A 24,887-nucleotide genomic window follows, 5' to 3' on the forward strand; every position below is an offset into this window, starting at 1 on the left:
GACGTGGGAGTCGATGCTGTGCATTCTGCCCCGCCCATGTTTCAGCGGTGACAACGGGGCACCCCGCGGAAGGCTCAGCGCACCAGCAGCGCCGGCCGGTCGGGATGGTCGACCCGCACCACGACGTCGGCCCGCCGCTCGGGCGCGACCTCGCGTCGGTACCGCGTGTACGCGGCGAGCCGCCACGCCTCGTCGAGCGGGGTGTTCCGGGTCTCGGTGGCCGGCCGCAGCGCGAGGTGCACCGACAGGTCGACGTCGAGACCGCGGCCGAGGGTGAGGGAACCGTCCAGCACGACGACGGTCCCCGGTGCCGCGTCGACCCGGTCCGCCCGGGTCGGGCGGTCCGTCACGGGGTCCCGGAGCGAGGGCAGCCAGCGGCCTCGGTGCACCACCGCGGTCAGGACCTCGCGGTTGAGACCGCCGACGTCGATCCAGTCGTCCAGCAGGGCGTCCGGGTCCCGGCGCCCCTGCTCCAGCCGCAGCGAGGCGGGACGCCAGAAGTCCCGGACCCGCACCCGGGCCACCGGGCGTCCGGCGACCTCCAGCGGGCCGACCAGGGCGTCGGCGAGCACCTCGGGGCGCGTGGACGGGTGCCCGTCGACGACGAGCCGCACCGGGCGGTCGGCCGGCCGGGACAGGACGAGGTCGACGACGTGGGTCACCACGGCGTCGGGGGTCGTGGGCTCGGCGTGCACGCGGTCCAGTCTCGCAGCGGCGCCCGGCGGCGGGCGGCGCTACCGGGCCGCGCCGGCGTGCTCGACGCAGCGGGTCGTCGCCGGCCGGGCCTCCAGCCGGCCGGCGGGGATCGCCCGCCCGCACACCTCGCACACGCCGTAGGTCCCGGCTTCCACCCGGTCGAGGGCCGCGTGCAGGGCGTCGCGCTCCTGCTCGGCCTCGGCGAGCAGCGCCGCCGCCTGCTGCCGCTCCCAGGCGAGCGTCGCACCCTCCGGGTCGTGCTCGTCGTCGACGTTCTCGCCCCGCACCGAGGCGACGATCCCGTCGACGACGGCGCGCTGCCGGGCGATGCGGTCCTCGGTCAGCGCCAGCCGATCACGCAGCCGGGCCACAGGATCCGGCGTCACCATGTCAGAACCCCCGGTAGGTCCACCGGCCGGCCACGAGGGTGCCCGCCACGGGCAGCTCGCGCAGCACCTCGGCGAGGACGGCCGCTCCCGTCGGGGTGCCGTCGTCGGACAGCGTGAGGGGGTCGAGCTCCAGCACCGCCAGGTCGGCCGGGTCGCCGGGCCGCACCCGCACCCCGCGACCGTCGGTCGAGGCCGCGAGCGCCGTCGCGACGTCGATGCGCTGCTCGGGGTGCCACGGGTCGCGGCCGTCGCGGGACCGGGTGACGGCCGAGGCGATCGCGAACCACGGGTCGAGGGGGGCCACCGGCGCGTCGGACCCGAGGGCCAGCGGCACCCCGGCGGCGTGCAGGTCGGCGAGGCGGAACGCCCGCTCGGTGCGGCCGACCCACAGCTCGTCGGAGGCGTCCCGGTCGTCCATGGCGTGCTCGGGCTGCACGCTGGCGGTGATGCCGAGCGCCGCGAACCGCGCGACGTCCTCGGCCTGCAGCATCTGCGCGTGCTCCACGGACCCTCGCGCCCGGGAGGCCTCGAAGGCGTCCAGCGCGAGGGCGTTGGCGTGGTCGCCGATCGCGTGGATGGCGCAGCGCAGCCCCGAGGCGTGGGCGTGCGTCATGAGCGGCACGAGCTGGTCGGTGGCGACGTTGAGGATGCCGTGCGCGTCCGGCCCGGCGAACCCGGCGTAGTCGTCGAAGCAGAACGCCGTGAGGGTGTTGAGCGAGCCGTCCGAGATGACCTTCAGGGGGCCCTGGGTGATGAGGTCGGCGGCCGGCCCGGACCCGGGGGCGAGCACGTCGCCGGTGTGCAGGCCCGCGTCGACGACGGCGTCCAGGTGCTGCTCCCACACGGCGGCCCGGACGCGCAGCAGGTCCCAGCCGGCCATGGCCCGACGACGCCACGCGGTGAGGTTGTCGTCCACCTCGAAGTCGACGACGCCCACGACGCCGCGTTCGGCGGCGGCCCGGGCGGCGTCGGCGAGCAGCTCGTCGGCGTCGGCCGCCGAGACCGTGACGATCTCGGGGGAGGCCGGCATCCACTCCTCCTCGCGCAGCAGACCCGTGGGGTGGTGCTCGATGCCCAGGTACCGCAGCCCGGCGGTCGACGCCCAGGCCGAGTGCAGGTCCCCGGAGATCAGGATGACCGGGACCTCGCCGGCGACGTAGTCCAGCACCTCCGAGGTCGGCTCGTCGTCCCACGTGGCCCAACGGAAACCGAACCCGACGAACGGCCGGCCCGGGGCCGGGTGGCGCCGTTCGTCGGTGAGCGCGGCACCGACCAGGGCGGCGGCGTGCGCGGGCCCGGTCGCCGTCGAGACGTCCAGGCGGCGACGCACCATGGCCCACTGGGTCAGGTGCGTGTGCGCGTCCCACAGCCCGGGGATCACGGTGCGACCGTCCAGGTCGACGCGTTCGGGCCCGGTGTACCCGACGTCGAGGTCACCGGGCAGGGGTGCGCCCGTGGGGACGACGGCGGCGACGTGGCCGTCGGCGAGCAGCACGTCCACCGGCCGGTCGGGGCGCCCGGCGAGGCGGGCGTTCACGAGGTGCAGGACGGTCACGCGCACACCGTATGACGTCCACCCCGCGCCGGGCAGGCCGGGAGGCGGATCAGCCGCGAAGAGGCTGGTCAGGCGCTCGCGGCGACGACCGTGCGCAGGGCCTCCACCACGAGCGCGTGGTCGTCCGCCTGGGCGAGCCCCGAGACGGTCACGACCCCCACGATCCCGACACCCTCGACACGGACCGGGAACGCACCGCCGTGGGCCGCGTACTCCTGCAGGGGGAGCTGGTGCGTCTCGTTGAAGTCCCGTCCGCGCGCGCGGGCGCGCAACCCGACGAGGTACGACGACGCGCCGAACCGGTGCACGACCCGCACCTTGCGCTCCACCCACGAGTCGTTGTCCGGCGTCGTCCCCTCGCGCGCCGCGTGGAAGACCTGCTGGTCCCCCTTGCGCACGTCGATGGTCACGGCCAGGTCCCGTTCGGCCGCGAGCTCGACGAGCAGGCAGCCGAGCCGCCACGCGTCGTCATGGGTGAACCGGGCCAGCACGAGCTCGTGCTCGGCGGCCTCGGCCTCGGCGACCAGGGCGGCGACGTCGTCGGTGCTCATGCGCCCCAGCGTGGCACGTCCGCCCCGACCTGTCCGGCCGGACCGCGCCGCGCACCGCGCCCGGGTGGCGTCGCTCACAGCGGGAATACGGCCGGAGCGCCGCCCTGTTGGCGCTCGTGGCATCACGCCGGTCGATGCGACCCATCGACACCATTGATCGATCGTCCCGTCCGCCCGGGGCACCCCGCCGCCGGGCCCACGCACCACCCAGGAGAACCCTCATGCGACGCACGCCCGCCCTCCTCGCCACCGCCACGGCCGCCCTGACCGCGCTGGCGCTGACGGCCTGCGGCACCGACGGCGGGACCTCCGGGGGCGCGGACGCCGCCGAGGGCACCGGCGAGCTGAACCTGGTCTCCGACGGCACCCTGACCGTGGCCACCGAGGGCACCTACCGGCCGTTCACCTACCACGACGCCTCCGGCGAGCTCGTCGGCTACGACGTCGAGGTCGCCGAGGCGGTCGCCGACGAGCTCGGCCTGGAGATCGAGTTCGCCGAGACCCAGTGGGACGCCATCTTCGCGGGGCTGGACGCCGGCCGGTTCGACACCATCGCCAACCAGGTGTCCATGACCCCGGAGCGGCTCGAGTCCTACGAGTTCTCCCAGCCGTACACCGTCTCGCGCGGCGCCGTCGTCGTGGCCGAGGGCGACACCTCGATCACGAGCTTCGAGGACCTGGACGGCAAGGTCGCCGCGCAGTCGCTGACCAGCAACTGGCGGGCGCTGGCCGAGGAGTCGGGAGCCGAGATCGAGGCCGTCGAGGGCTGGGCCCAGTCCGTCGAGCTGCTCGGCACCGGCCGGGTCGACGCCACGATCAACGACTCGCTGACGGTGCTCGACCACCAGGCCGAGCACCCCGACGCGCCGATCGAGATCGCCGCCGAGACCGAGGAGACCTCCGAGATGGGGTTCGTCGTCACGCCGGAGCGCACCGCCCTGGTCGCGGAGATCGACGGCGCGCTGGACACGCTGCGTGAGGACGGGACGCTCACGGAACTCTCGGAGAAGTACTTCGGGGCCGACGTCACGAGCTGATGGACGTCCAGCTCTTCACCGACTCCTGGTGGCCCCTCGTCCTCGGGGGGCTGACGGGGACGATCCCGCTCGCGCTCGTCTCGTTCGCGATCGGGCTCGTCCTCGCCCTCGGCGTCGCGATGCTGCGCCTGGCGGCCCACCCCGTGCTCTCCGGGGTGGGCCGGGCGTACGTCTCGGCGATCCGCGGCACGCCGCTGCTGGTCCAGCTCTTCGTCATCTTCTACGGGCTGCCGTCCCTGGGGCTGACGATCGACCCGTGGCCGAGCGCCGTCATCGCCTTCTCCCTCAACGTGGGCGGCTACGCCGCCGAGGTGATCCGCGCCGCCATCCTGTCCGTGCCGACCGGCCAGTGGGAGGCCGGCTACGTCGTGGGCATGGCCCGCACCCGCACCCTGCGGCGGATCGTCCTGCCGCAGGCCGCCCGTGTGTCCGTGCCGCCGCTCTCGAACACCTTCATCTCCCTGGTCAAGGACACCTCGCTGGCCTCGCTGATCCTGGTGACCGAGCTGTTCCGCGAGGCGCAGGAGATCGCCGCGTTCACCAGCGAGTTCATGCTGCTGTACGTCGAGGCCGGGATCATCTACTGGATCTTCTGCACCGTGCTGTCCTTCGGGCAGACGCGGCTCGAGAGGAAGCTGGAGCAGTATGTCTGAGGCACCCCTGCTCACCGCCACCGGACTGCACCTGTCCTTCGGCGACAACCACGTGCTGCGCGGCATCGACCTGGAGGTGCGACGGGGCGAGGTCGTGGCCCTCATCGGCCCGTCCGGGTCCGGCAAGACCACGCTGCTGCGCTCGCTCAACGGCCTGGCCGCACCCGATGCCGGCACCGTCGCCTTCGACGGCGGCCCGTCCGTCACGTTCGACGGCGGTCCCCGCCGCGCGTGGGGCCGGGCCGGGCGCCGGGCACAGGCCGCCCGGGACGCGCTGCGCGACCGGTCGGCGATGGTGTTCCAGCACCACCACCTGTTCCCGCACCTGACGGTGCTGCAGAACGTCACCGAGGGGCCCGTCCAGACCCGCGGCGTGCCGCGGGCCGAGGCCGAGTCACGGGCGCTGGGTCTGCTGGAGCGGGTGGGGCTCGCCGCCAAGCGCGACGCCTACCCCCGCGAGCTGTCCGGCGGGCAGCAGCAGCGCGTCGGGATCGTGCGGGCCCTGGCCCTGCAGCCGGACCTGCTGCTGTTCGACGAGCCGACCTCCGCCCTCGACCCCGAGCTCGTCGGCGAGGTGCTGACGGTGATGAAGGAGCTCGCCGAGGAGGGCTGGACGATGGTGGTGGTCACCCATGAGCTGCAGTTCGCCCGCGCGGTGGCCGACGAGGTGCTGTTCCTCGACGACGGCGCGGTGGTCGAGCGGGGGGCGCCGTCGACGATGTTCTCGGCCCCCCGCGAGGAGCGGACCCGTCGGTTCCTGCACCAGGTCCTGCACCCGCTCGACTGAACAGGCGGCTCGCTCGACGAAGGAACGGCCGCACCGCGGGCCCGGGGCAGCGCGACCGGGCGTGGTCGGTTGCCCCGGGCTCTGGCAGACTCCGCGCCATGGCAGACGTCACGGTGGTCGGAGCTGGGGTGATGGGGCTGACCTGCGCCGTCCGCCTCCTGGAAGTGGGGCACCGGGTCACGGTCGTCGCCCGGGACCTGCCCCGGGACACCACCTCGGCCGTCGCCGCGGCGCTCTGGTACCCGTACCTCGCCTCCCCGCAGGACCGCGTCAGGCGGTGGTCGGCCCGGTCCTTCGAGGTCCTCGCCGACCTGGCCGCGACGGACCCGGGGGCCGGCGTCACGATGCGCTCCGGGACGGAGGTCTTCGGCGAGCAGCCGGCCGAGCCGTGGTGGCGCGACGCCGTCCCCGCGCTCACCCGGACGACGGAGGTGCCGTCGTCGTACGCGGCGGGCTGGACCTTCGCGTCGCCGGTGGCGGACATGCCGCGGTACCTCGGCTGGCTGGCCGGCCGGGTCACCGCCCTCGGCGGCGCGATCACCCGTCGGACGGTGGCCTCGTGGCCCGGCGACGCCGACGTCGTCGTCAACACCACCGGGCTGGGAGCCCGCGAGCTCGCCGACGACCCGTCGGTGCACCCGGTGCGCGGCCAGGTCGTCGTCCTGGCGCAGTGGGGCCTGGACCGGTGGTGGCTGGACGCGAGCGGACCGACGTACGTCGTGCCCCGGACCGACGAGGTGGTGGTCGGCGGCACGCACGAGGCCGACGACGACACCCTCGACCCCGCGCCGCGGACGGGGCTGGACATCCTCGAGCGGGCCGCCCGCCTCGTGCCCGCGGTCGCGGAGGCGCGCCTGCTGCGGCACGCCGTCGGGCTGCGGCCGGCGCGCCCGGAGGTCCGCGTCGAGCGGGCGGGCCGCGTGGTGCACTGCTACGGCCACGGCGGGGCGGGCGTCACGGCGAGCTGGGGCTGCGCCGACGACGTGCGCTCCCTCGTCCAGGACGCGGTGGCCGCATGACCCGGCTGATCCTGCTGCACGGCCGCGACACCGGAGGGCTCGACCCCGAGCGCATCGAGGCCGGCTGGCTGGCCGCGCTGAACACGGGGCTCGCCGACGCCGGTGCGGAGCTGCGGCTGCGCGACGACGACGCCACGTTCGTCTTCTACGGTGACGCCCTGGCGGCCGTCACCGGCGGGGACGAGCCCCCGCCGATCACCACGCACGGCCTGCCCGGGCTGTCCGAGGACGCCGCCCGGTTCGCGTTGTCGGTGGCGCGGGAGGTGCTCAGCGGCTCCGGGGTGCTGACGGCGACGCCGTCCGTCGCACCCGCGTCGTTGACCGGCGGGTCGTTGTGGGCCGCGCTGTCGGCGGCGCTGGCCGCGGTCGACCGGTGGGTGCCGGGGCTGAGCAGCGCGATCCTGCTGCTCTTCGTCCGCGACGTCTACGTCTACCTCACCGACGACGAGGCGCGGTCGACGATCGACACCGGCGTGGCCGCGGCGTTCGCCGGGGACGAGCCGGCCGTCGTCGTCGCCCACTCGCTGGGATCGGTGATCGCCTACCAGGTGCTGCGCTCGGCGGTTTCCGGGGCCGACGACGTCCCGCTGCTGGTCACGCTCGGCTCCCCCCTGGCCATCACCGCGGTGCTCGACGCCGTGCGCCCGCTCGCGCCGCTCACCTGGCCGGAGCCGGTGCAACGGTGGGTCGCGCTGCGCGACCCGCGCGACCTGCTGACGCTGAACGACCTGGACCCGGCGGCGTTCCCGGTCCCGGGGCCCCGGTCGATCGAGAACGCGCACGTCGAGAACCCGGTCCCGGGGCACCACGCGGCCGCGAGCACGCTGGACGGCCGCCCGGCGGGCTACCTGGCGGCTCCCGAGGTCGGGGCGCTGGTCGCCGAGGCGCTGACCGCCGTGCGGCCCGCGCGTCCCGGGGCCGAGGGCGCCTGCCCTCCCTGAGACGTTCGGCGCACCGGCTGCTACGCCGTGCGGTCCCGCCAGCCGGGCACCAGCCGCTCGAGCGCGTCGACGAGGTCGATGGAGTCCCCGTCCTTGCCGCCGGCACCGAGCACGAGCGGCGGACGGGTCGCGGCCGGGCGCACCCCCCGCACCCGGTCGAGCAGGGTCAGCGGCGCGGTGAGCACGTAGAACTCAGCGTCCGTGGAGACGGCGGCGGTGCGGTCGGCGCGCAGGTACCAGCCCTGCAGCGGTGTCCGGGCGGTGCCGCGACCGCCGTACCCCTTGACCTGCAGCGGCTCGGGGTCCGGCCCGACCTCGCGGGCCGCCGCGACGAACCGGGCGAGGAACTCCTCGGCGCGGCGGTGCTCGGCGTCCTGCCGGGCGGCCAACCGGGCGGCGTGCTCGTGGGCGGCCTCGGTGCGCTGCCGGGCCCAGTCGTCACTCACCCGGCCAGTCTCCCACCCCCGCCCGGTCGTAGCCCTGCGGGTCGTCAGAGCTCCCGCTCGGCGTGGGCCCGCAGGGCGTCGCGCACGAAGGTCGCCCCCTCGACGCCGCCGTAGTGCGCGGCGAACCGCTCGTCGGCGACGTACATCTCGGCGAGCCCCAGGACGTACTCCTTCGGCGGGTGCCCGACGTCGGCCCCGGGCGTCCCGGGGATCGAGCCGAGCCACTCGACGTGGCGAGCAGCGAGGGTCTGCGCCGCGGGCGACTCCGGGTCGACGCCCCGCTGCGCGGCGTCGACCCACGCGCGGCCCAGCGCCTCGGCCTTCTCACGGAAGTCGGCCTGCCCGTCGACGCCGAGACCGCGCCACCAGGCGTCGGACTCGCGGTAGGCGTCGGCGCCCCAGCGCTCGGTCACCTCGTCGGCGTACTGCGTGTGGTCGAACCCGTCCAGCATCTCCTCGGCCATGATCGGCCTCCTCTCGGTCAGTGCGGCGAGCGTGCGTTCCACCGAGGCGATCTGCCGGTCGATCCGGCCGCGCTCGTCGTGCAGCACCGCGAGATGGCCGCGCAGGGCGGTGGCCTCGTCGGTGCCGGCGTCCAGGACCTCGGCGATCCGGGCGAGCGGCAGCCCGAGGTCGCGCAGCATCAGGATGCGCTGCAGGCGCCGGATCGCGGCGTCGTCGTAGCGGCGCAGCCCACCGTGCCCGGTGCCCGACGGCGGCAGCAGGCCGATGCGGTCGTAGTGCCGCAGGGTGCGGCTCGAGACCCCCGCGAGGCGGGCGACGTCCTGGATGGAACGGCTCATGGCACCGACGCTAGAGGTTGACGCTGCGTCAACAGCAAGGGTCGTCAGCCGTCCGTGGTCGAGGACTCGGCGCCGGCCGGCTCCGGCTCCGAGGAGGGACTGTCCGTCTCCGACGCGCGGTCCGGTACCAACTGCTTCCCCGGCGGCGCCGTGGCGTTCCACTCCTTGACCGCCGCCCAGGCGACGGCCGTGATCGGCACCGCCAGCAGCGCACCGACGATGCCGGCGAGGATCGTGCCGGCCGTCAGCGCCGAGAGCACGACGAGCGGGTGCAGCGACAGGACCTTGCCCATGACGACCGGGGCCAGTAGGTCGCCCTCGAGCTGGTTCACGGCGACCACGAGCGCGACCACGACGAGGGCCGCCACCAGACCGTTCGTCACCAGCGCCACGAGGGCCGCCAGGGCACCCGCGAGGACCGCGCCGATGAGCGGGATGAACGCGCCGAGGAAGACGACCGCCGCCAGCGGCAGCGCCAGCGGGACACCGATGATCAGCAGGCCGACACCGATGAAGACTGCGTCGACCGTCGCGACGATCGCCGTGCCGCGCAGGTACCCGCCGAGCACCTCGACCGAACGCTCCCCGACCCGCTGGGCCCGCTGCCGCGTGGCCTCGCGCAGCGGGGTGATGAGGAACGCGAACATGCTGCGGCCGTCCTTGAGGAGGAAGAACAGCACGACGACGCCGAGCAGCAGGCTCGCGACGGCCTCCGCCGCCGCGGTCGCCCCGCGGATGGCCCCGGACTGCACCTGCTCGCTCGACAGCGCGTCCACCGCCGACTGCCGGACGGACTCGATCTGATCCGGGCTGATCCCCAGCGGCCCGTCGGTGAGGAAGGCCTCGAGCTCGTCGATCCCGCGGCCGGCCTCCTCGACGAGGTTCGGCCACTCGTCCTGGAACGCCAGGGTCACGAGCCACACCACCAGCCCGAGCAGGACGAGGCCCGCCAGGAGCGTGGTCCACGTCGCCAGCAGCGCCGGCCACCCCCGGCGACGCAGGAAACCGACCAGCGGGGCCAGGGCCGCGGCGACGACCATGGCGATGAGCACCGGGATCACCAGCAGCGACAGCCGGGTCAGGGCGAAGACCACGCAGGCGGCCAGCGCGAGCAGCAGGAGCACCTGGGCCGCGCGGATCGCGGGCCGCCCGAGCCGGTCGTTCCACAGGCGGGCGACCTGCCCGGAGGGTGACGAGTTGTCCATCGGTTCAGCGTGGCACCGCGCCGACGATCTTTCTCGTCCTGCCCCACGTCACGCGCCCGAACCGCCGATGGATGGATACCCCTGGTGGGTATACGGTGGAGGAGACGGAAGGAGATCCATGGCCACGTCGCACACGGACCACACCGGGCACGCCGAGCGCACGGAGCACGCCGAGCACACGGACCAGACCGAGCACACCGGGAGCCACGAGGACCACGCGGGCCACGGCGGCCACGCGGGCCACGGGGACCACGTCGCCCAGTTCCGGCAGCTGTTCTGGATCATGCTGGTACTGGCCGTCCCGACGGTCGCGATGTCGAGCACCTTCGCGATGCTGCTCGGCTACGACCTGCCCGACGCCGGCTGGGTCCCGTGGGTCTCCCCCGTCCTGGGCACCGTGATCTACCTCTGGGGCGGCCGCCCGTTCCTCACCGGGTCCTGGAGCGAGCTGCGCTCCCGCACCCCCGGGATGATGCTGCTCATCGGCCTGGCGATCACCGTCGCCTTCCTCGCGTCGTCGGGTGCGAGCACCGGTGTGCTCGACGGCGGCCTCGACTTCTGGTGGGAGCTCGCCCTGCTGGTGGTGATCATGCTGCTGGGCCACTGGGTGGAGATGCGGTCCCTGGCCCGGACCACCTCCGCGCTCGACTCGTTGGCCGCCCTGCTGCCCGACGAGGCCGAGCGCGTCACCGACACCGGGACCGAGACCGTCTCCCCGACGGACCTGCACACCGGCGACGTCGTCCTGGTCCGCCCCGGGGGCAGCGTCCCGGCCGACGGCCGCGTCGTGGACGGCCGTGCCGAGATGGACGAGTCCATGGTCACCGGCGAGTCCCGCACCGTGACGCGCACCGACGGGGACCAGGTCACCGCCGGCACCGTGGCCACCGACTCGGCGCTGCGCGTCGAGGTCACCGCGACCGGCGACGACACGACCCTCGCCGGCATCCAGCGCCTGGTGAGCGAGGCGCAGTCGTCGTCCTCCCGGGCGCAGCGGCTGGCCGACCGCGCCGCGGCCTGGCTGTTCTGGTACGCACTCGGTGCGGCCGTGGTCACCGCGGCCGTCTGGACCGCGACCGGCAGCCCCGACGAGGCCGTCGTGCGCACGATCACCGTGCTCGTCATCGCCTGCCCGCACGCCCTCGGCCTGGCGATCCCGCTCGTCGTCTCCATCGCCACCGAGCGGGCGGCCCGCGGCGGCGTGCTGGTCAAGGACCGCCTCGCTCTGGAGAGCATGCGGACGGTCGACACGGTCCTGTTCGACAAGACCGGCACCCTGACGCGCGGCGAGCCCGCGCTGGGCGACGTCGCCGCGACCGCTGACCTCGACGAGGACGCCGTGCTGGCGCTGGCCGCCGCGGCCGAGGCCGACAGCGAGCACCCGCTGGCCCGCGCGATCGTGGCCGCGGCGAGCGACCGCGGCCTCGACGTCCCCCGGGCGGGCGACTTCTCCTCCGAGCCCGGGCTCGGCGTCACGGCGACCGTGGACGGCAGCGAGGTCCGGGTCGGCGGACCGCGGCTCCTGGAGGAGACCGGCGCCGACGAGGCCCCGGAGGCCGCGGGGTGGCGCGACCACGGGGCCACCGTCCTGCACGTGCTGCGCGACCGCCGCGTCGTCGGTGCGCTCGAGCTCGCCGACGAGGTGCGCCCGGAGTCCGCGCAGGCGGTCCGTGCCCTGCACGCGCAGGGTCTCCAGGTCGTCATGATCACGGGTGACGCCGAGGCCGTGGCGCGGTCGGTGGCCGAGGAGCTCGGCATCGACCGCTGGTTCGCCGGGGTGCGGCCCGAGGACAAGTCCGACCGCGTGGCCGAGCTGCAGCGTGAGGGACGCAAGGTCGCGATGGTCGGCGACGGCGTCAACGACGCACCCGCCCTCGCGCAGGCGGACGTCGGGATCGCGATCGGCGCCGGCACCGACGTCGCGATCGCCTCCGCCGGGGTCATCCTGGCCAGCGACGACCCGCGGTCGGTGCTCTCCGTCATCGAGCTGTCCCGGGCGACCTACCGGAAGATGAAGCAGAACCTGTGGTGGGCGGCCGGCTACAACCTGCTGGCCGTGCCGCTCGCCGCCGGCGTGCTCGCCCCGGTCGGGTTCGTCCTGCCGATGTCGGTGGGCGCCCTGCTGATGTCCGCCTCGACCGTGGTCGTGGCTCTCAACGCCCAGCTCCTGCGGCGCCTCGACCTGCGGCCGGGCGGCCCGGCCGCGAGGGACTGAGCCGGTCGCTCAGCGGGCGCGGGGACCGGCGCCCGCACCGGCGACGGCCGGTGCGTGCAGCGGAACCAGGGAGTGGGTGTCGCTGCCGCGCAGCCCGGACGTCGCGACCCGCACCTGGTCCCCGCGCGCGACCTGCCGGTACGCCTCCCGCCGGAGCCGGTACTCCCGGATCGCCCCGGCGTCGTCGACCACCGTGACGTAGAAGGCCGCCTGCCCCAGCGGCCCGTCCTGGCCCACGGCCCGCTCCACACGACGGCGGCGGTCGGTGACCGTGCCGACCACGACGCGCGGGTGGACGGCGTGGGCGACGTCGCGCAGCAGCGGCACGACGGTGACCCGCAGCAGCCCGACCGCGGGCACCCCGACCAGCAGCGGGATCCACAGACCCGGACCGCTGCCGGTGAATCTCTCCAGCGCGAACCCGAACAGTCCCAGCGCCACGAAGGCCCCGAGGGCGCGCGCGAGCGCCACGACCGGCACGGTCCGCGCCGTCGCCGCGACCTCGCGCTCGGAAGGGCGGTCGCCCCGGGTCCGATAGGCGTGCACGACCATCGCACCGAGCACCAGGCCCAGGACCGCGAGTCGCAGCCCGAGGTCGAGGACGGCCGGCAGGTCCACGGCGGTCTCCTCTCGTCGACGTACTGGTCAGGTCAGGCGGACAGGCCGCGGGTCGTCGGGCGCGGCGCCCGGTCGAGCCAGGCGTCCGGTGCCCTCCCGAACGGCTCGGCCGCGCGGGCGACGTCCCGCCGCACGTCCTCGCGGGCCTCCCACGCCAGGTCGACCCAGGCCCGGGGGTACGACGGTGAACGGCGGACGAACCCCGCACGCTCCGGTGCCCGCACGGTGCCGTCGGCGTCCCGCACGACGTCGAGACCCAGCCCGACGAACGAGCTCAGCGTCGACGCGACGGACACCTCGGTGGCGACGTCCACACGCACCGAGCCGTCGTGCCGGAACCACGCGACCCAGGGGTCCGCCACCGGCAGCAGCAGCAGTCCGTGGTCCGGCACCGCGAACCAGTCCCCCCACTCGTCCGTGCCGAGAGCCTCGGCCTGCCAGGCACGGTCGACCGTGCCGAACGGCGTGCGCTGCTCGATGCGGACCGGCATGTGGCCTCCCCCAAGGCTGATGTCCGTCGCCCGGGGGGCCGGTGACGACGACCCGACGACCCCGCGGCACGCCTCATCGTGCTGCCTCGCCGTGGCGGCGGCACGGCAGCGAGATGACCATCACTCGTCGATCAGGTGAACTCCAGGTGCACTCGGGACCGGGACGTCAGACCGCCGTGTACCCGCCGTCGATGAGCCAGTAGGCGCCGGTGACGAAGGACGCCTCCTCGGACAGGAGGAACCGCACGACGCTCGCGACCTCGTCCGCCTCGCCGAGCCGACCGAGCATGTGCTTGGAGACCAGCACCTCCTCCAGCTCGGGGGTCAGGACCCCCTCGAGCAGCGGCGTGCGGATGTATCCGGGCCCGACGCAGTTGATCCGCAGGCCGGCCGGGCCGTACTCGGCCGCCGCGTTCTTCGTGATCCCCACGACGCCGTGCTTGGAGGCCGTGTACGCCCCGTTGCCGATCGCGGCCACGGTGCCGTGGATGGACGCCATGTTCACGATGGCGCACCCGGACGGGTCCTTCTCGAGCATCGCCGGGATCTGAGCGCGCATGCCGAACAGGACACCGTGGAGGTTGATGTCGATGACACGCTTCCAGTCCTCCACGTCGAGCTCGCCCGCCGGCGCCGCGTTGCCTCCGATCCCCGCGTTGTTGACCGCGTAGTGGAGCGCGCCGTAGGCCTGCTTCGCGGTGTCGACCACCCGCACCGCGTCGTCGAAGCTCGCCGTGTCCTGCTGCACGGCCGTCGCCTCACCACCTGCGGCCTTGATCTCGTCGGCGACACGCTGCGCCGCGTCGAGCCGGATGTCCGTCCCGACGACCTTGGCTCCCCGTGCAGCCAGCTGCTTGCTGATCGCCTCGCCGAGCCCTGACCCGGCGCCGGTCACCAGCGCCACCTTGCCCTCGAACGTCATCGCGGACCACTCCCTCGTCGGCGCCTGTCCCTTCACGCTAAGTCCGTGACCGGGCCCACGCCCGCCACATGACGGACGTGACGACCGTGCCATGATGAACAGATGGGCCAGGTCCTGGAGACGGACTACCTCGTCGTCGGCGCGGGTGCGACCGGGATGGCGTTCGCGGACACGCTGCTGGACCATTCCGACGCCCACGTGACGATCGTCGACCGCCGCGACGCCGCCGGCGGGCACTGGCGCGACGCCTACCCGTTCGTGCGGCTGCACCAGGCCTCCTCCTTCTACGGCGTGGCGTCCACCTCCCTCGACGGCGGCATCCAGACCTCCGGCCCCGAGGCCGGTCTGCACGTGCGCGCCACGGGCGCCGAGGTCTGCGGCTACTACGACCGGGTGCTGGCCGACCGGTTCCTGGCGTCCGGACGGGCGATGTTCCTCGGCGGGCACGAGATGGCCGACGACGGCTCGGTCGTCGCGCTCGACACCGGCGAGACGCGGGAGATCCGCGTGCGCCGTCGGGTCGTGGACGCGCACTACCTCGCCCCCTCGATCCCGGCGCTGACCCCGCCGCCGTTCGCCGTGGACGAGGGTGCACGGTGGGTTCCGGTGGGGGAGCTCCCCACCGTCGCGGACGAGGCCGGGTCGTTCGTCGTCGTCGGGTCCGGCAAGACCGCCACCGACGCCGTCGTGTGGCTGCTCCGTCGTGGCACTTCCCCGGACGCGATCACCTGGGTCCGCCCGCGGGACCCGTGGATGCTGGACCGCGCCGCCGTCCAGCCCGACGCCGCGGTGATCCGGACCATGGTGGCCGAGCTCATGGAGGCCGCGGCGGCGGCCCCGACCGTGGACGACTTCTTCCTGCGCCTCGAGGACGCCGGGGTGATGCTCCGGCTGGACCCCGACGTCGTGCCCACGATGGCCCGCGTGCCCACGCTCGCCCGCTGGGAGCTGGAGCTGCTGCGCTCGGTCGAGCGCGTCGTGCGCCGCGGGCACCTGCGCCGGGTGTCCCCGGGGACGCTCCGGCTGGACGAGGGGGACGTGCCGGTGCCCCGGGACGCCGTCGTCGTGCACTGCGCCGCCGAGGGGCTCCGGCTGCGGCCCGCCGTGCCGATCTGGTCGCCCGGACGGATCGTCGTCCAGCCGGTGCGGGCCGGGTTCCCCTGCTTCGGGGCCGCGCTCATCGGCTACGTGGAGGCCACCCAGGGCGAGCGCCCGGACGACGAGCTCAACGCGCTGTGCCCGTCCACCCCGTACTTCTCCACCCCGCGGGAGTGGGTCGCCGGGCAGGCCGCCGGGGCGCTGGCGACCGCGGCCTTCATGGCCGACCCGGACCTCGCCCGCTGGTCGCACGGGACGACCCTCAACCCGAGCCGCGTGACACCGCAGGACCGCGACCGCCCCGAGGTGCAGACCGCCCAGGCCCGTCTGCGCGCGGCGACCGAGTCGGGGATGCGGGGCCTGCTGCGGCTGGCCGGATGACGTCGCGGGAGACCCGTCAGGTCCGCACGGACGGCAGCACGTCGTCGGCCGTCGGGAAGGACGGCTGGGCACCGTGGGTCGCGACGGAGAACGCGCCGACCCGCACGGCCGTCCGGGCCGCGTCGACGAGCCTGTCGCCCTGGCTGACGCGGTAGGCCAGGGCCCCGACGAACGCGTCACCGGCGCCCGTGGTGTCCACCGCCTCGACGTGCGGCGTCGGCACGACGACCGGTTCGCCCACCCCGGCGGCGGGCTCGAGCACCACGGCACCGGCGGGGCCGAGGGTGAGCACCACCGACCGCGGACCGAGAGCGTGCAGCTCGGCGATGATCGCGAACGGCGACTCGGGCACCGGCCGCTCGGACTCCTCCAGCAACCGTTCGGCCTCCGCGTGGTTCACCACCAGCGGGTCGGCCAGCGCCAGCACGTCGGTGGCGACCGGCACGACGGGCGCGAGGTTGAGCAGCACCCGGCCCCGGCCGGCGCGGGCCGCGGCCTCGGACCCCCGCAGCGGGATCTCCCCCTGCAGCACGACGACGTCGGCACCGGCCACGAGGTCGTGGTGGCGGGCGACGACGTCCGCGTCGACGGCACGGTTGGCGCCCGGGACGACGACGATCGAGTTCTCGCCGTCGTCGTCCACCCAGATCTGCGCCACACCGGTGGGTCCTTCGACCGTCTCGACCCCGTCCAGGTCCACGCCGGCGTCGCGCAGCCCGACGAGCGCGATGTCGGCGAAGGCGTCGGAGCCGATGGCCCCGAGCAGCGCGACGTCGCCGCCGAGCCGGGCGGCCACGACCGCCTGGTTGGCCCCCTTGCCCCCGGGGATCACCGTCATGGAGTCGGCGAGCACCGTCTCCCCCGTGACGGGCAGCGCGGGGACGCGCGCGACGAGGTCGGCGTTAACGGAGCCGACGACCACGATCGAGGTCATGCCTCGGGCCTCCAGGATGCGTGAGCAGGACGGACGGGCCGACGGACCGTCCGTCCCCATGATCGCGCACGATTGTGACGGCGGCGTTGCCTCGCCGCTCGTCAGCAGGCCAGGACCTCGCGCAGCCGGGTCGCGAACGCGGCCGGGTCGTTGTCCGGGGCCCACTCGTGCCGGGCGAAACCGCCGTGGTCCCCGGGGAAGACGACGACCGGGACGTCGAGGGCCTCGGCCAGCGCGACCGCACCCCGGTACGCCATCTCGCCGGGCAGGGACCCGGCGCCGACGGCGGGCAGGACCTGCGGGCCGCCGGCGCGGGTGGCCGCCCGGAGGGACTCCAGGGGCGGCTCCCACACGGGCATGACGGCCAGCGACGTCCCCAGGAGCAGGTCGTCGCGCCGGCCGTCGTCCTCCGTGGGCAGGCCGAACTCCGCCGGGTCCGGGTCGGGCTGGTCGAGGAAGTCCTCGGTGAGCGGTTCCGTCGCGAACACCAGCCGCAGGAACTTGGCCATCGCGGGGCCGAACCCGGCGCGACGGTAGGTGTCCACGATGTCGGCCTGGGCCCGGACCGCGACGTCGCGGTCGGCGAGGAGCGCGGTCAGCGGGGGCTCGTGGGCGACCAGCCGCCGCACCTCGCCCGGGTGCCCGGCCGCCCAGGCCAGGGCGGCCGCGGCGCCGCCCGAGCTCCCGAAGACGTCGAACGGCCCGGGCCCGACGGCCCGGGCGACGGCGTGCAGGTCCTCACCGTGCCGGTCGACGGTGAGGAGGGCGTCGGCGGCGACGGGGCGCGACCGTCCGGTGCCACGGGGGTCGTAGGTGACCACGAGTCGGTCGTCCAGCGCGGGGACGAGCTGGTCGAAACCGTCGGCCGCCATCGGGTTGCCGACCACGAGCAGCGGGGCGTGCCCGCCGTCGTGCGCCGGTTCCCGGACGTCGTAGGTCACCGTGGCGCCGGGCAGGTCGAGCGTGCGGGTCGTCGTGGCCATGCCGGTAGCGACGTGACGGGGGGCCGGAACTCATCGGCCGGCCCGCGCGGCTACTGGTCGTCGTCGGGCGAGGAGTCCCAGTCGTCGTCCTCGTCGATCGTGAAGGAGCCGCCGAAGTGCACCTGGTCCGGGTCGACGCCGAGGCCCTCGGCGATCTGCCGTCGCATCTTCTCGGCCATCGCCACGCCCTCGGAGGTGTCCCGCATCGACCGGTAGGTCTCGGCGTCGACACCGAACTCGGCGCGCGTCCAGGCGTCGAACGCCGTCTCGTAGGCGGCGCTGGGAGCCTCGACGACGTACTCGAGCACCTCCCCGAGCGGGAAGTGGCGGGTGCGGCGCGGGGTGTCGCCGGTGCCGGCCAGCGTGACCGTGAGCACGCCGTCGCCGACCTCGTGGCTGATCAGCTCGGGACGCCGGAAGTACTCCGTGTCTCGACCCTTGAGGTGGACCACGAGAAGCTCGTCGCTGACCGGTTCGCTCGTCGGAGTCGGCGGGTAGGTGCGCGGCACGGGTCGCGTGGTGGAGTCAGACATCAGTTCCGAGCATGCGCCGTCGGCGGCGACTTGTCACGCCGGTTCTCCCCTGGCGCAACGCGTGACGCCCACCCACCGACCCCGGCCTCCACAGCGGGGCACCGACCCGCCGCGACGACCCGACGACGACTCCGACGGCACGGCACCGTGGCCTGCACACCGTCCCCGGACCCGAGGAGCCCCGTTGCCGACCCCGACCCTGCCGCCCGCCGGACCGACCGGACGTCCCACCCGGCCCGGCCGCCGCTTCGTCCACCCCGAGCCGGTCGACCTGGCGACCGCCTGGCGGGCCGAGGAACGGCTCGCGGGCGACCCCGACCGACCGCACCACTGGTGCCCCGACCGGCACGGCTGGTTGCTGCGCGCGGGTCTGCACGAGGTGCTCGAACCCGTCCTGGTGCCGGATGCCGCGGGTGCGTCGTCCTTCTACCGGTTCGCCGACCTGGACGAGCCGGTGGCGGCCGCCCTGCTCGACCGGCTCGACGCCGACTACCTCGCCGTCGAACGGCAGAACGACGGCCCGACCATCGGCACCGTGCTGCGTGCCGTCGTCCGCCATCCCGACCGGTTGCGCGCGCACGGCTACGTGGTGGGCCCGGGCCGCTGCGACGAACGCGTGACGGTCGAGGGGGTGCTGGTGCGCACCGACCACGCCTTCGTGCTCGGTGACCACCACGGCCCCGGGTGCCAGTGCGACGAGCTGGAACGGTTCGTCGCCTCCCTCGGGGTGGACGACGCCCGCGTCCCGCCGCACGAGGTCACCCGCTGGTGGGGCCGGCCCGGTGACCTGTCGCCGGACGGGCCGGCCGAGCACTGGTACCGGCTCTGGTGGGACTGAGCCGTCCACAGCCTGTGGACGGCGCCGGTGTGCCGGCACGTCGGCGCACTAGCGTCCGGCCGCATGGCGCACCTCGACCTGGACACCGACGACCTCGCCGCGGCCGGACGGCGGGCGCACGCCGCAGCGGACCGGCTGGACCCGGCCGCGATGGCCGACGATCTCACCGGGACCGGTGCCGGTGCGGCGGCCGGCGACCCCGCGCTCGGCGCCGCGATCGACGACCTGACGGCGGCATGGGGACCGCTCCGGGCCACGCTCGCCGCGACCCTGGAGGGTCTCGGGGACCGGCTCGCGCGGACCGCCGCCACCTTCGACACCGCCGAGGGCACGACGGCGCAACGCGTCGCCGCCGCCGTGACGCCCGCCCCGGTGGTTCGCACGGACGGTGCCGGATGACGGCGGACCGGCCGTTCGAGCCCCTGAGCGGGTCGCCCGACGTCCTCGACTCCCTGGCGAGCGGCGCCTCGCGCGCGGCCGCCGCCCTGTCCACGGTGCACTCCGACCTGGTCGGCCTGGACACGACCATGACGCGCCACCGGTCGGCCGCCGTCGACACGGCCCGGGCGGTGCTGGACGACCTGATGGCTCGGGTCCGGCTGAGCGACCGGGTGCTGCGCGAGACGGCGCACGTGCTGGCCGACCGCGCGGCGGGGCTGGCCCGCGAGCAGCACGAGGCTCTCCAGGCGATCGCGCAGCGCCAGGAGGCGTGGACGCGGGTGCGCCGGGCCGAGGCCGACGAGGCCGCGGCCTGGCGGCTGGGTCTCGACATGGCGGACCTGCGCCACCTGGACGCGGCACGGCTCGCCGCGGAGGCACGGGCACGCCGGGACGCCGCCCACGACGACGTCCTCGACGCCGAGCGCCGGTGGTACCGCGTGCGGGAGACCAAGGAGACCAGCTCCCGGGTCGCCGCCCGCCGGCTCGGCGGGCTCGGGCACCCCGACCTCGTGCGGTGGGCGGTCGCCGACGGCACGACCCTGGCGGACCTCGGCAGCCGCTGGGCCGACGGCGTGCGGCTCGCGGAGCGGCTGTCGGCGGGGGCCGCCACCGGCGCCGACCCCGCGGAGCGCCAGGAGCTCCGCGAGGGGGCGGTCGCCGCCCTGGCCGCGGCCGGCGACGACCCGGTGCTGTGGACGGCCCTGTGGGAACGGGTCGGGCCCGCCGAGCTGTACGCCGCGCTGGGCGTCCGGGCCGTCGCCGGGCCGACCCGGGAGGCGCTGGCCACCGGCCTGGCCGCCTGGGCGCAGCACGCCACGCCGACCGAGCGGTACGCGCTGGGGAACGCCCTGGTCTCCGCGCTGCCTCCTGGCTTCCACGAGCTCGGCGACCGGGCCGACCTCGCCGCCGCGCTGCTGCGCCCCGCCCTGCCGGCCGACGTCCACCGCGGTGCGGCGGACGCCCTCGTCGAGCGCCACGGTGCGACCGGCAGCACCGAGGCCGACACCGCCGCGACCGGCACCCTCACCGTGGCGGTCGCCACCGGGCTGGCCGCCGACCCGGACGCCGCCCTGCGTCACCTGGCACCGCCCGGCACCACCGCCGCCGACGTGACCGACCGCGCGCACGCCTGGTTCGGCGTGGCACCGCCGGACGGCTGGCCCGACGGCGGCACCGCCGTCACCGCCCTGCTCGCCGCCGCCGTCGGCGCCGGGACGCACCCCGGTGCCGACGCCCCGCAGCAGGTCCGGGCGGCCCTGGCGACGTCCGCGGCCACGACGGCGCTCGTCGCGCCCGGGGGCCTGCTCGCGGGGGCGTACCCGGTGTCCGACGCCGCGAGCCGGCACGTCGCGGCGGCGTACGCGCCGTACCTCGTCTCGGCCGACGACGCCGCGTGGCACCCGTCGGCCGACGGCTCGCCGCCCGCGCCGGGCGTCCGGGGGCTGCCCCCGCTGGCGGAGGGCGCCGAACCGGTGCCGGACGTCGTGCAGCCCCGGCTGGACGCGTTCGCGCTCCGGGACGTCGTCGCCGCGACCTCGACCACGGAGACCGCCTCCGGTCACTGGCTGCGGCAGGTCGACGTCGCGGTGGCCGCGGCCGCCGCCACGGCGACGGCGGAGGGTGTCGGGGCCGCCGACGCGGAAGCGCTCGCGCAGGCCGGCGTCGCGGACGGGGCCGCCGTCGTCGGCTCCATCGCCTCGGGCACGATCTCCGTCGCCCAGGACGCCGCCGCCGAGGACGCGCTGCTGTACTCGACCGGGCTGAACCTGGCCACGACGCCGGTCGGGGCGAGGACATCGCTCGGCCTGCTCGGGCTCGGCACGCTCCTGCCGCCGCTGGGTCCCGACCACGTCGGTGCCGCCCGCGAGGAGGTGCTCGCGACCGAGGACGCGCTGCGGGAACGGGTCGTGACGCCCTTCGAGACCGCGTGGCGCCGGGAGCTGGCCGACCGGGGTCTGCCGCCCGACGCGATCGACGACGCCGCACGACGCTGGGCGGCGGACTCGCAGACCATGACCATCACGTTCCGCGAGTCCTTCGACGTGCACTCGGGCCTGGGGCGGCGGCTGGGAGAGCGGTCGTGACGGCCGGTCACGAGGCGCCGACCCGCGGCTGGCGGGGAGAGGTCGTCGTGCCCGTCGCGACCGCGGTGCTCTTCGCGCTGCTCGTCGCGGTGCTGGTCGGCGGCCCGCCGCTGCGCGCCGCCCTGCAGCAGCGGTGGCACCCGGGTACCTGGGCGCTGACGCCGGACGACTTCCCCGCCGGGAGCACGGAGGCGGTCCCGGTCGAGGCGCGGTGGGTGTCCGCGGTCCCGCCGCACGACCCGGCGCCGTACCTGCTACCGGGCCAGCGCTACCTCGCCGACGGCAGGCCGCTGCGGCTCGCGGTCGAGGAGGACACGGTGACCGCGACGTCCGGGGTCCGCCAGGGGGACGTGGAGGTCTACACGAGCGTGGTGGCCTCGGTGGAGGCCGGCCCCGGGGCGGCGGCGTTCCGCCGCGACGAGATGCACGACCGGGTCCACCGGCCCGGCCGGCGCGAACGCCTGCAGGAGACGGCCCGGCGCGGCGGTGCGTCGCTGACGGCGGTGCGCCCGCTGACGGGGCCCGGCCCGGCGGACGGACCGGCGCCGGCCGTGACCGGCCTCACCGGCGTCGAGACCGACCGCACGGGAGCACGGTGGCGCGTGACCGCCGTCGCGACCGTGGCGTGCGAGGCGCTCGTCCTCGTGGCGACGCGGGCACCGGTCGGTGCCGACGTGCCGCCGGACCTCACGGTCGACGCCCTGGTCGACCGGGTCGCGACGGCGGTGTGCGCCGACCCGCCGGCGACCGGGCCCGGGCCGGACGCGCCCGTGAGCGCCGACGCGGCGACCGCGCCGGTCAGCCGTCCAGGAGCCGCAGCTCGACCACCGGGACGACGCGCCGCCAGTCGGGTTCGCCCCGGGCGGCGCCCAGGGGTTCGGCCCACTCGGACACGACGGGCCGCAGCGCCGCCCAGGCGGCGGGATGCTGTGCGGCGTACTCCTCGAGCCGCGCCACACCGGCGTCGGGGTCGAGCGGTTCGGCGACGGCACGCACGTCGCGCCGCCGGCCCACGGAGACCAGCACCCGGGGCTCGACCACGACGTTGCGGTACCACTGGGGACGGGGTCCGAGCCCCGAGGCCACCACCAGCCGGTCCGCGGAGGGCCGCCCGACGACCTCGAGCACCACGAAGCGCGTCTCGCCCGTCGTGCGCCCCCGGTGCTGCAGCATCAGCAGCCGGTCGCCGAGCAGCGCTCCGAGGCCGGCGCGGTACAGCCAGATCGGTGCGCGGACCAGCCAGCGGGTGCGCAGCATGCGGGTGACCAGACCCATGCCGCCACGGTAGCGCCGCCCCTCAGCGGGCGCCCGCCCCCTCGGCCGGGACGGTCGGCGCCGGACGGCGCACCCGGTCGTGACGGTCGTCCTGCAGGGCGCGCAACGCGTTGAGGATCGCGAGCAGGTCGACGACCTCCTGGCTCAGGGCCCCGACGACGGCCGGGATCACGCCGGTGGCGGCGATCCCCATGAGGACCACGGACAGCGCGATCCCCAGCCAGATGCTCTGCAGGGCGACGGTCATGGTCCGTCGTCCGACCCGCACGGCGGTGGCCGTCCGGACGAGGTCCTCGGTGAGGATGACCACGTCGGCGGACTCGCTGGCCGCCGTCGAACCGCGCGCCCCCATCGCCACGCCGACCTCGGCGGCGGCCAGGACCGGGGCGTCGTTGACCCCGTCCCCGACCATCATCACGGGCCGGTCCGGCAGGTCACGGACGATGCGCACCTTGTCCTCGGGCAGGCACTCGGCGTCCACGCGGGCGATGCCCACCGCCGCGGCGATGTGCTCGGCGGTGGAGCGGGAGTCGCCGCTGAGCATCATCGTGCGCGTGATCCCGAGCCCGGCGAGCTCGTCCATCGTGCGCCGGGCGTCGGGGCGGGCGGGGTCGCTCATCACCAGCGTGCCGGCGAAGCGGTCGTCGACGGCCACGTAGACGGCGAGCTCGCCCGGCCCCAGGGTCTGCTCCTCGACGTCGGGCGCGGCGGCGGCGACCCGCTGCCGCTTGCCGACGACCACGTCGTGGCCGCCGACGTCGGCCGCGACGCCGTGCGTCGCCTCCTCCCGGGCGCTCCGGGCGCCGAGCAGGTCCAGCCCGCGCCGCGTGGCGGCGTCCTGGATGGTGGTGGCCAGCACGTGCGAGGAGTACTGCTCGGCCGACGCCGCGAGCCGCAGCAGCTCGTCCGCGCTCCACGGCGGGCGGGGGTGGACGGCCAGCAGCGTGGGACGGCCGAGGGTGATGGTGCCGGTCTTGTCGAAGGCGACGGACCGCACCGCGGCCAGCTGCTCCAGGGTGCCGGCGTCCTTGACGATGAGGCCGTGCCGGGCCGCCCGGCTCATGCCGCCGAGGAACGCCACCGGGGCGGCGATGAGCAGCGGGCACGGGGTGGCGACCACGAGCACCTCGGCCACCACGGTGGGGTCGCGGTGGTAGACCCACGCGGCCCCCGCCACGAGGAAGGCGAAGAGGGTGAAGGGCACGGCGTACCGGTCCGCGAGGCGTACCACCGGCGCCCGGGACTCGGCGGCCTCACGGACCATGGCCACGATGCGGGCGTACTGGCTGTCCGCCGCGGCCGCCGTGGCCCGCAGGGTGACGGCCTGCTCGGTGTTCAGCGCGCCGGAGAGCACCGGGTCCCCGACGTGCCGGGTGACCGGCAGGCTCTCGCCGGTGAGCGAGGACTCGTCGAAATCGGTCTCCGGCCCCACCAGCTCGGCGTCCACCGGCACCACCTCGGCGGGGCGGACGAGGACGAGGTCGCCGGGACCGAGGTCGGCGACGTCGACGTCGGTGATCGTGCCGTCGGGTCCCAGCCGGTGGGCACGGGTGGGTGCGCGTTCCAGCAGCGCGCGCAGCTCCTGGCGCGCCCGGTGCGCGGCGAAGTCCTCCAGCGCCTGCCCACCGGTCAGCATGAGCACGACGACCAGCGACGCCACGTACTCGCCGACGACGACCGTCGCGACGATCGCGGTCAGCGCGAGCAGGTCGACGCCCCAGTGCCCGGCGAGGACGTCACGGACCATGTGCCCGGCGACGCGCAGGCCCACGACCAGCGCCCAGGCGGACCCGGCCCAGCGCGCCGTCGTCTCCTGGCCGCCGGCCAGCAGCCCGAGCACGACGACCAGCACCAGCAGGGATGCCGCCACCCAGGGGTAGCGCTGCACGAACCACCGCAGCCGTGTGCGCCGCACCCCGTCTGATCCGGCACCGGTCGGTGCCGACGGTCCGCTCATGGGTCCATCGTCCCGCCGGACCGGACCTCCGGCCT

Annotated in this window: 25 protein-coding genes; 10 read left to right on the forward strand and 15 right to left on the reverse strand. The window is 75.5% G+C overall.

What is annotated here, in order from left to right:
- Nucleotides 1-74: 74 nt before the first annotated feature.
- The 4 genes from Q6350_RS03240 to Q6350_RS03255 form a co-directional block, all read right to left on the reverse strand.
- Nucleotides 75-695: a uridine kinase gene (locus tag Q6350_RS03240; RefSeq protein ID WP_304602825.1), complete on the reverse strand. Its 621-nt coding sequence runs from the start codon at nucleotides 693-695 to the stop codon at nucleotides 75-77.
- Between the two features lie 39 nt (nucleotides 696-734).
- Nucleotides 735-1,085, reverse strand: a complete 351-nt coding sequence (locus Q6350_RS03245) for a TraR/DksA C4-type zinc finger protein (RefSeq protein WP_305065142.1) — start codon at nucleotides 1,083-1,085, stop codon at nucleotides 735-737.
- A 1-nt stretch (nucleotide 1,086) separates the two neighbouring features.
- On the reverse strand, nucleotides 1,087-2,640 hold the full coding sequence (locus Q6350_RS03250; RefSeq protein WP_369810792.1) for an amidohydrolase: 1,554 nt from the start codon (nucleotides 2,638-2,640) through the stop codon (nucleotides 1,087-1,089).
- A gap of 68 nt (nucleotides 2,641-2,708) precedes the next feature.
- Nucleotides 2,709-3,191, reverse strand: a complete 483-nt coding sequence (locus tag Q6350_RS03255; protein WP_304602827.1) for a heme-degrading domain-containing protein — start codon at nucleotides 3,189-3,191, stop codon at nucleotides 2,709-2,711.
- 221 nt (nucleotides 3,192-3,412) lie between these two features.
- Here Q6350_RS03255 and Q6350_RS03260 point away from each other — a divergent pair, with 221 nt between their 5' ends.
- The 5 genes from Q6350_RS03260 to Q6350_RS03280 all read left to right on the forward strand — a co-directional run bounded on the left by Q6350_RS03260 (nucleotide 3,413) and on the right by Q6350_RS03280 (nucleotide 7,628).
- Nucleotides 3,413-4,228, forward strand: coding sequence for an amino acid ABC transporter substrate-binding protein (locus Q6350_RS03260; RefSeq protein WP_305065145.1), 816 nt, complete (start codon nucleotides 3,413-3,415; stop codon nucleotides 4,226-4,228).
- On the forward strand, nucleotides 4,228-4,881 hold the full coding sequence (locus Q6350_RS03265; RefSeq protein WP_305065147.1) for an amino acid ABC transporter permease: 654 nt from the start codon (nucleotides 4,228-4,230) through the stop codon (nucleotides 4,879-4,881). The genes Q6350_RS03260 and Q6350_RS03265 overlap by 1 nt, the downstream gene beginning before the upstream one ends.
- Complete coding sequence (locus Q6350_RS03270; RefSeq protein ID WP_304602830.1) at nucleotides 4,874-5,668, forward strand: amino acid ABC transporter ATP-binding protein; 795 nt, start codon at nucleotides 4,874-4,876, stop codon at nucleotides 5,666-5,668. The genes Q6350_RS03265 and Q6350_RS03270 overlap by 8 nt, the downstream gene beginning before the upstream one ends.
- A 98-nt stretch (nucleotides 5,669-5,766) precedes the next feature.
- Nucleotides 5,767-6,687: an FAD-dependent oxidoreductase gene (locus Q6350_RS03275; RefSeq protein ID WP_305065150.1), complete on the forward strand. Its 921-nt coding sequence runs from the start codon at nucleotides 5,767-5,769 to the stop codon at nucleotides 6,685-6,687.
- A complete protein-coding gene (locus Q6350_RS03280) occupies nucleotides 6,684-7,628 on the forward strand; it encodes a hypothetical protein (protein ID WP_305065152.1) in 945 nt (314 codons plus the stop codon). Before Q6350_RS03275 ends, Q6350_RS03280 begins: the two co-directional genes overlap by 4 nt.
- Before the next feature lie 20 nt (nucleotides 7,629-7,648).
- Here Q6350_RS03280 and Q6350_RS03285 read toward each other — a convergent pair whose 3' ends face one another.
- From Q6350_RS03285 to Q6350_RS03295, 3 genes are read right to left on the reverse strand one after another with little or no spacing between them, the layout of a single operon-like run.
- Nucleotides 7,649-8,074, reverse strand: a complete 426-nt coding sequence (locus Q6350_RS03285) for a hypothetical protein (RefSeq protein ID WP_304602833.1) — start codon at nucleotides 8,072-8,074, stop codon at nucleotides 7,649-7,651.
- Nucleotides 8,075-8,118: 44 nt separating this feature from the next.
- On the reverse strand, nucleotides 8,119-8,877 hold the full coding sequence (locus tag Q6350_RS03290; protein ID WP_305065154.1) for a MerR family transcriptional regulator: 759 nt from the start codon (nucleotides 8,875-8,877) through the stop codon (nucleotides 8,119-8,121).
- A 44-nt stretch (nucleotides 8,878-8,921) separates the two neighbouring features.
- The gene (locus Q6350_RS03295; RefSeq protein WP_305065156.1) at nucleotides 8,922-10,082 is read right to left on the reverse strand and encodes an AI-2E family transporter; all 1,161 of its coding nucleotides are present in this window, start codon (nucleotides 10,080-10,082) and stop codon (nucleotides 8,922-8,924) included.
- A 118-nt stretch (nucleotides 10,083-10,200) separates the two neighbouring features.
- On the opposite strand from Q6350_RS03295, the gene Q6350_RS03300 reads away from it, so the two are divergent.
- Nucleotides 10,201-12,297 carry a heavy metal translocating P-type ATPase gene (locus tag Q6350_RS03300; RefSeq protein WP_305065158.1) on the forward strand — a complete coding sequence of 699 codons (2,097 nt, stop codon included), beginning with the start codon at nucleotides 10,201-10,203 and terminating at the stop codon, nucleotides 12,295-12,297.
- 9 nt (nucleotides 12,298-12,306) lie between these two features.
- Here Q6350_RS03300 and Q6350_RS03305 read toward each other — a convergent pair whose 3' ends face one another.
- The 3 genes from Q6350_RS03305 to Q6350_RS03315 form a co-directional block, all read right to left on the reverse strand.
- Nucleotides 12,307-12,915, reverse strand: a complete 609-nt coding sequence (locus tag Q6350_RS03305) for a hypothetical protein (protein WP_305065160.1) — start codon at nucleotides 12,913-12,915, stop codon at nucleotides 12,307-12,309.
- A gap of 32 nt (nucleotides 12,916-12,947) precedes the next feature.
- On the reverse strand, nucleotides 12,948-13,406 hold the full coding sequence (locus Q6350_RS03310; RefSeq protein WP_305065164.1) for a hypothetical protein: 459 nt from the start codon (nucleotides 13,404-13,406) through the stop codon (nucleotides 12,948-12,950).
- Nucleotides 13,407-13,572: 166 nt separating this feature from the next.
- Nucleotides 13,573-14,328 carry an SDR family NAD(P)-dependent oxidoreductase gene (locus Q6350_RS03315; protein WP_304602839.1) on the reverse strand — a complete coding sequence of 252 codons (756 nt, stop codon included), beginning with the start codon at nucleotides 14,326-14,328 and terminating at the stop codon, nucleotides 13,573-13,575.
- A 102-nt stretch (nucleotides 14,329-14,430) separates the two neighbouring features.
- Between Q6350_RS03315 and Q6350_RS03320 the strand changes: the two genes are divergently transcribed.
- On the forward strand, nucleotides 14,431-15,807 hold the full coding sequence (locus Q6350_RS03320) for an NAD(P)-binding protein (protein WP_305065166.1): 1,377 nt from the start codon (nucleotides 14,431-14,433) through the stop codon (nucleotides 15,805-15,807).
- A gap of 16 nt (nucleotides 15,808-15,823) precedes the next feature.
- Here Q6350_RS03320 and Q6350_RS03325 read toward each other — a convergent pair whose 3' ends face one another.
- The 3 genes from Q6350_RS03325 to Q6350_RS03335 all read right to left on the reverse strand — a co-directional run bounded on the left by Q6350_RS03325 (nucleotide 15,824) and on the right by Q6350_RS03335 (nucleotide 18,257).
- Nucleotides 15,824-16,741 (reverse strand): ribokinase, encoded by a 918-nt coding sequence (locus Q6350_RS03325; RefSeq protein WP_305065168.1) that lies wholly within the window; start codon nucleotides 16,739-16,741, stop codon nucleotides 15,824-15,826.
- Between the two features lie 101 nt (nucleotides 16,742-16,842).
- The gene (locus tag Q6350_RS03330; protein WP_305065170.1) at nucleotides 16,843-17,724 is read right to left on the reverse strand and encodes an alpha/beta fold hydrolase; all 882 of its coding nucleotides are present in this window, start codon (nucleotides 17,722-17,724) and stop codon (nucleotides 16,843-16,845) included.
- A 50-nt stretch (nucleotides 17,725-17,774) separates the two neighbouring features.
- Nucleotides 17,775-18,257 carry a hypothetical protein gene (locus Q6350_RS03335; RefSeq protein WP_171246136.1) on the reverse strand — a complete coding sequence of 161 codons (483 nt, stop codon included), beginning with the start codon at nucleotides 18,255-18,257 and terminating at the stop codon, nucleotides 17,775-17,777.
- 184 nt (nucleotides 18,258-18,441) lie between these two features.
- Here Q6350_RS03335 and Q6350_RS03340 point away from each other — a divergent pair, with 184 nt between their 5' ends.
- From Q6350_RS03340 to Q6350_RS03350, 3 genes are all read left to right on the forward strand, one after another.
- Entirely contained in the window at nucleotides 18,442-19,095 is a 654-nt protein-coding gene (locus Q6350_RS03340) for a hypothetical protein (protein WP_304606566.1), read from the forward strand.
- Nucleotides 19,096-19,158: 63 nt separating this feature from the next.
- Complete coding sequence (locus Q6350_RS03345) at nucleotides 19,159-19,494, forward strand: hypothetical protein (RefSeq protein ID WP_304606565.1); 336 nt, start codon at nucleotides 19,159-19,161, stop codon at nucleotides 19,492-19,494.
- Entirely contained in the window at nucleotides 19,491-21,620 is a 2,130-nt protein-coding gene (locus Q6350_RS03350; protein WP_304602845.1) for a hypothetical protein, read from the forward strand. The genes Q6350_RS03345 and Q6350_RS03350 overlap by 4 nt, the downstream gene beginning before the upstream one ends.
- Nucleotides 21,621-22,418: 798 nt before the next feature.
- On the opposite strand, the gene Q6350_RS03355 is transcribed toward Q6350_RS03350, so the two are convergent.
- Nucleotides 22,419-22,895: a nitroreductase family deazaflavin-dependent oxidoreductase gene (locus Q6350_RS03355; RefSeq protein WP_304606563.1), complete on the reverse strand. Its 477-nt coding sequence runs from the start codon at nucleotides 22,893-22,895 to the stop codon at nucleotides 22,419-22,421.
- Between the two features lie 22 nt (nucleotides 22,896-22,917).
- Nucleotides 22,918-24,852, reverse strand: coding sequence for a heavy metal translocating P-type ATPase (locus Q6350_RS03360; RefSeq protein ID WP_305065176.1), 1,935 nt, complete (start codon nucleotides 24,850-24,852; stop codon nucleotides 22,918-22,920).
- Nucleotides 24,853-24,887 lie beyond the last annotated feature (35 nt).

The organism is Isoptericola sp. b515 (genome assembly GCF_030588125.1).
In the GTDB taxonomy this organism is placed as follows: domain Bacteria; phylum Actinomycetota; class Actinomycetes; order Actinomycetales; family Cellulomonadaceae; genus Isoptericola; species Isoptericola sediminis.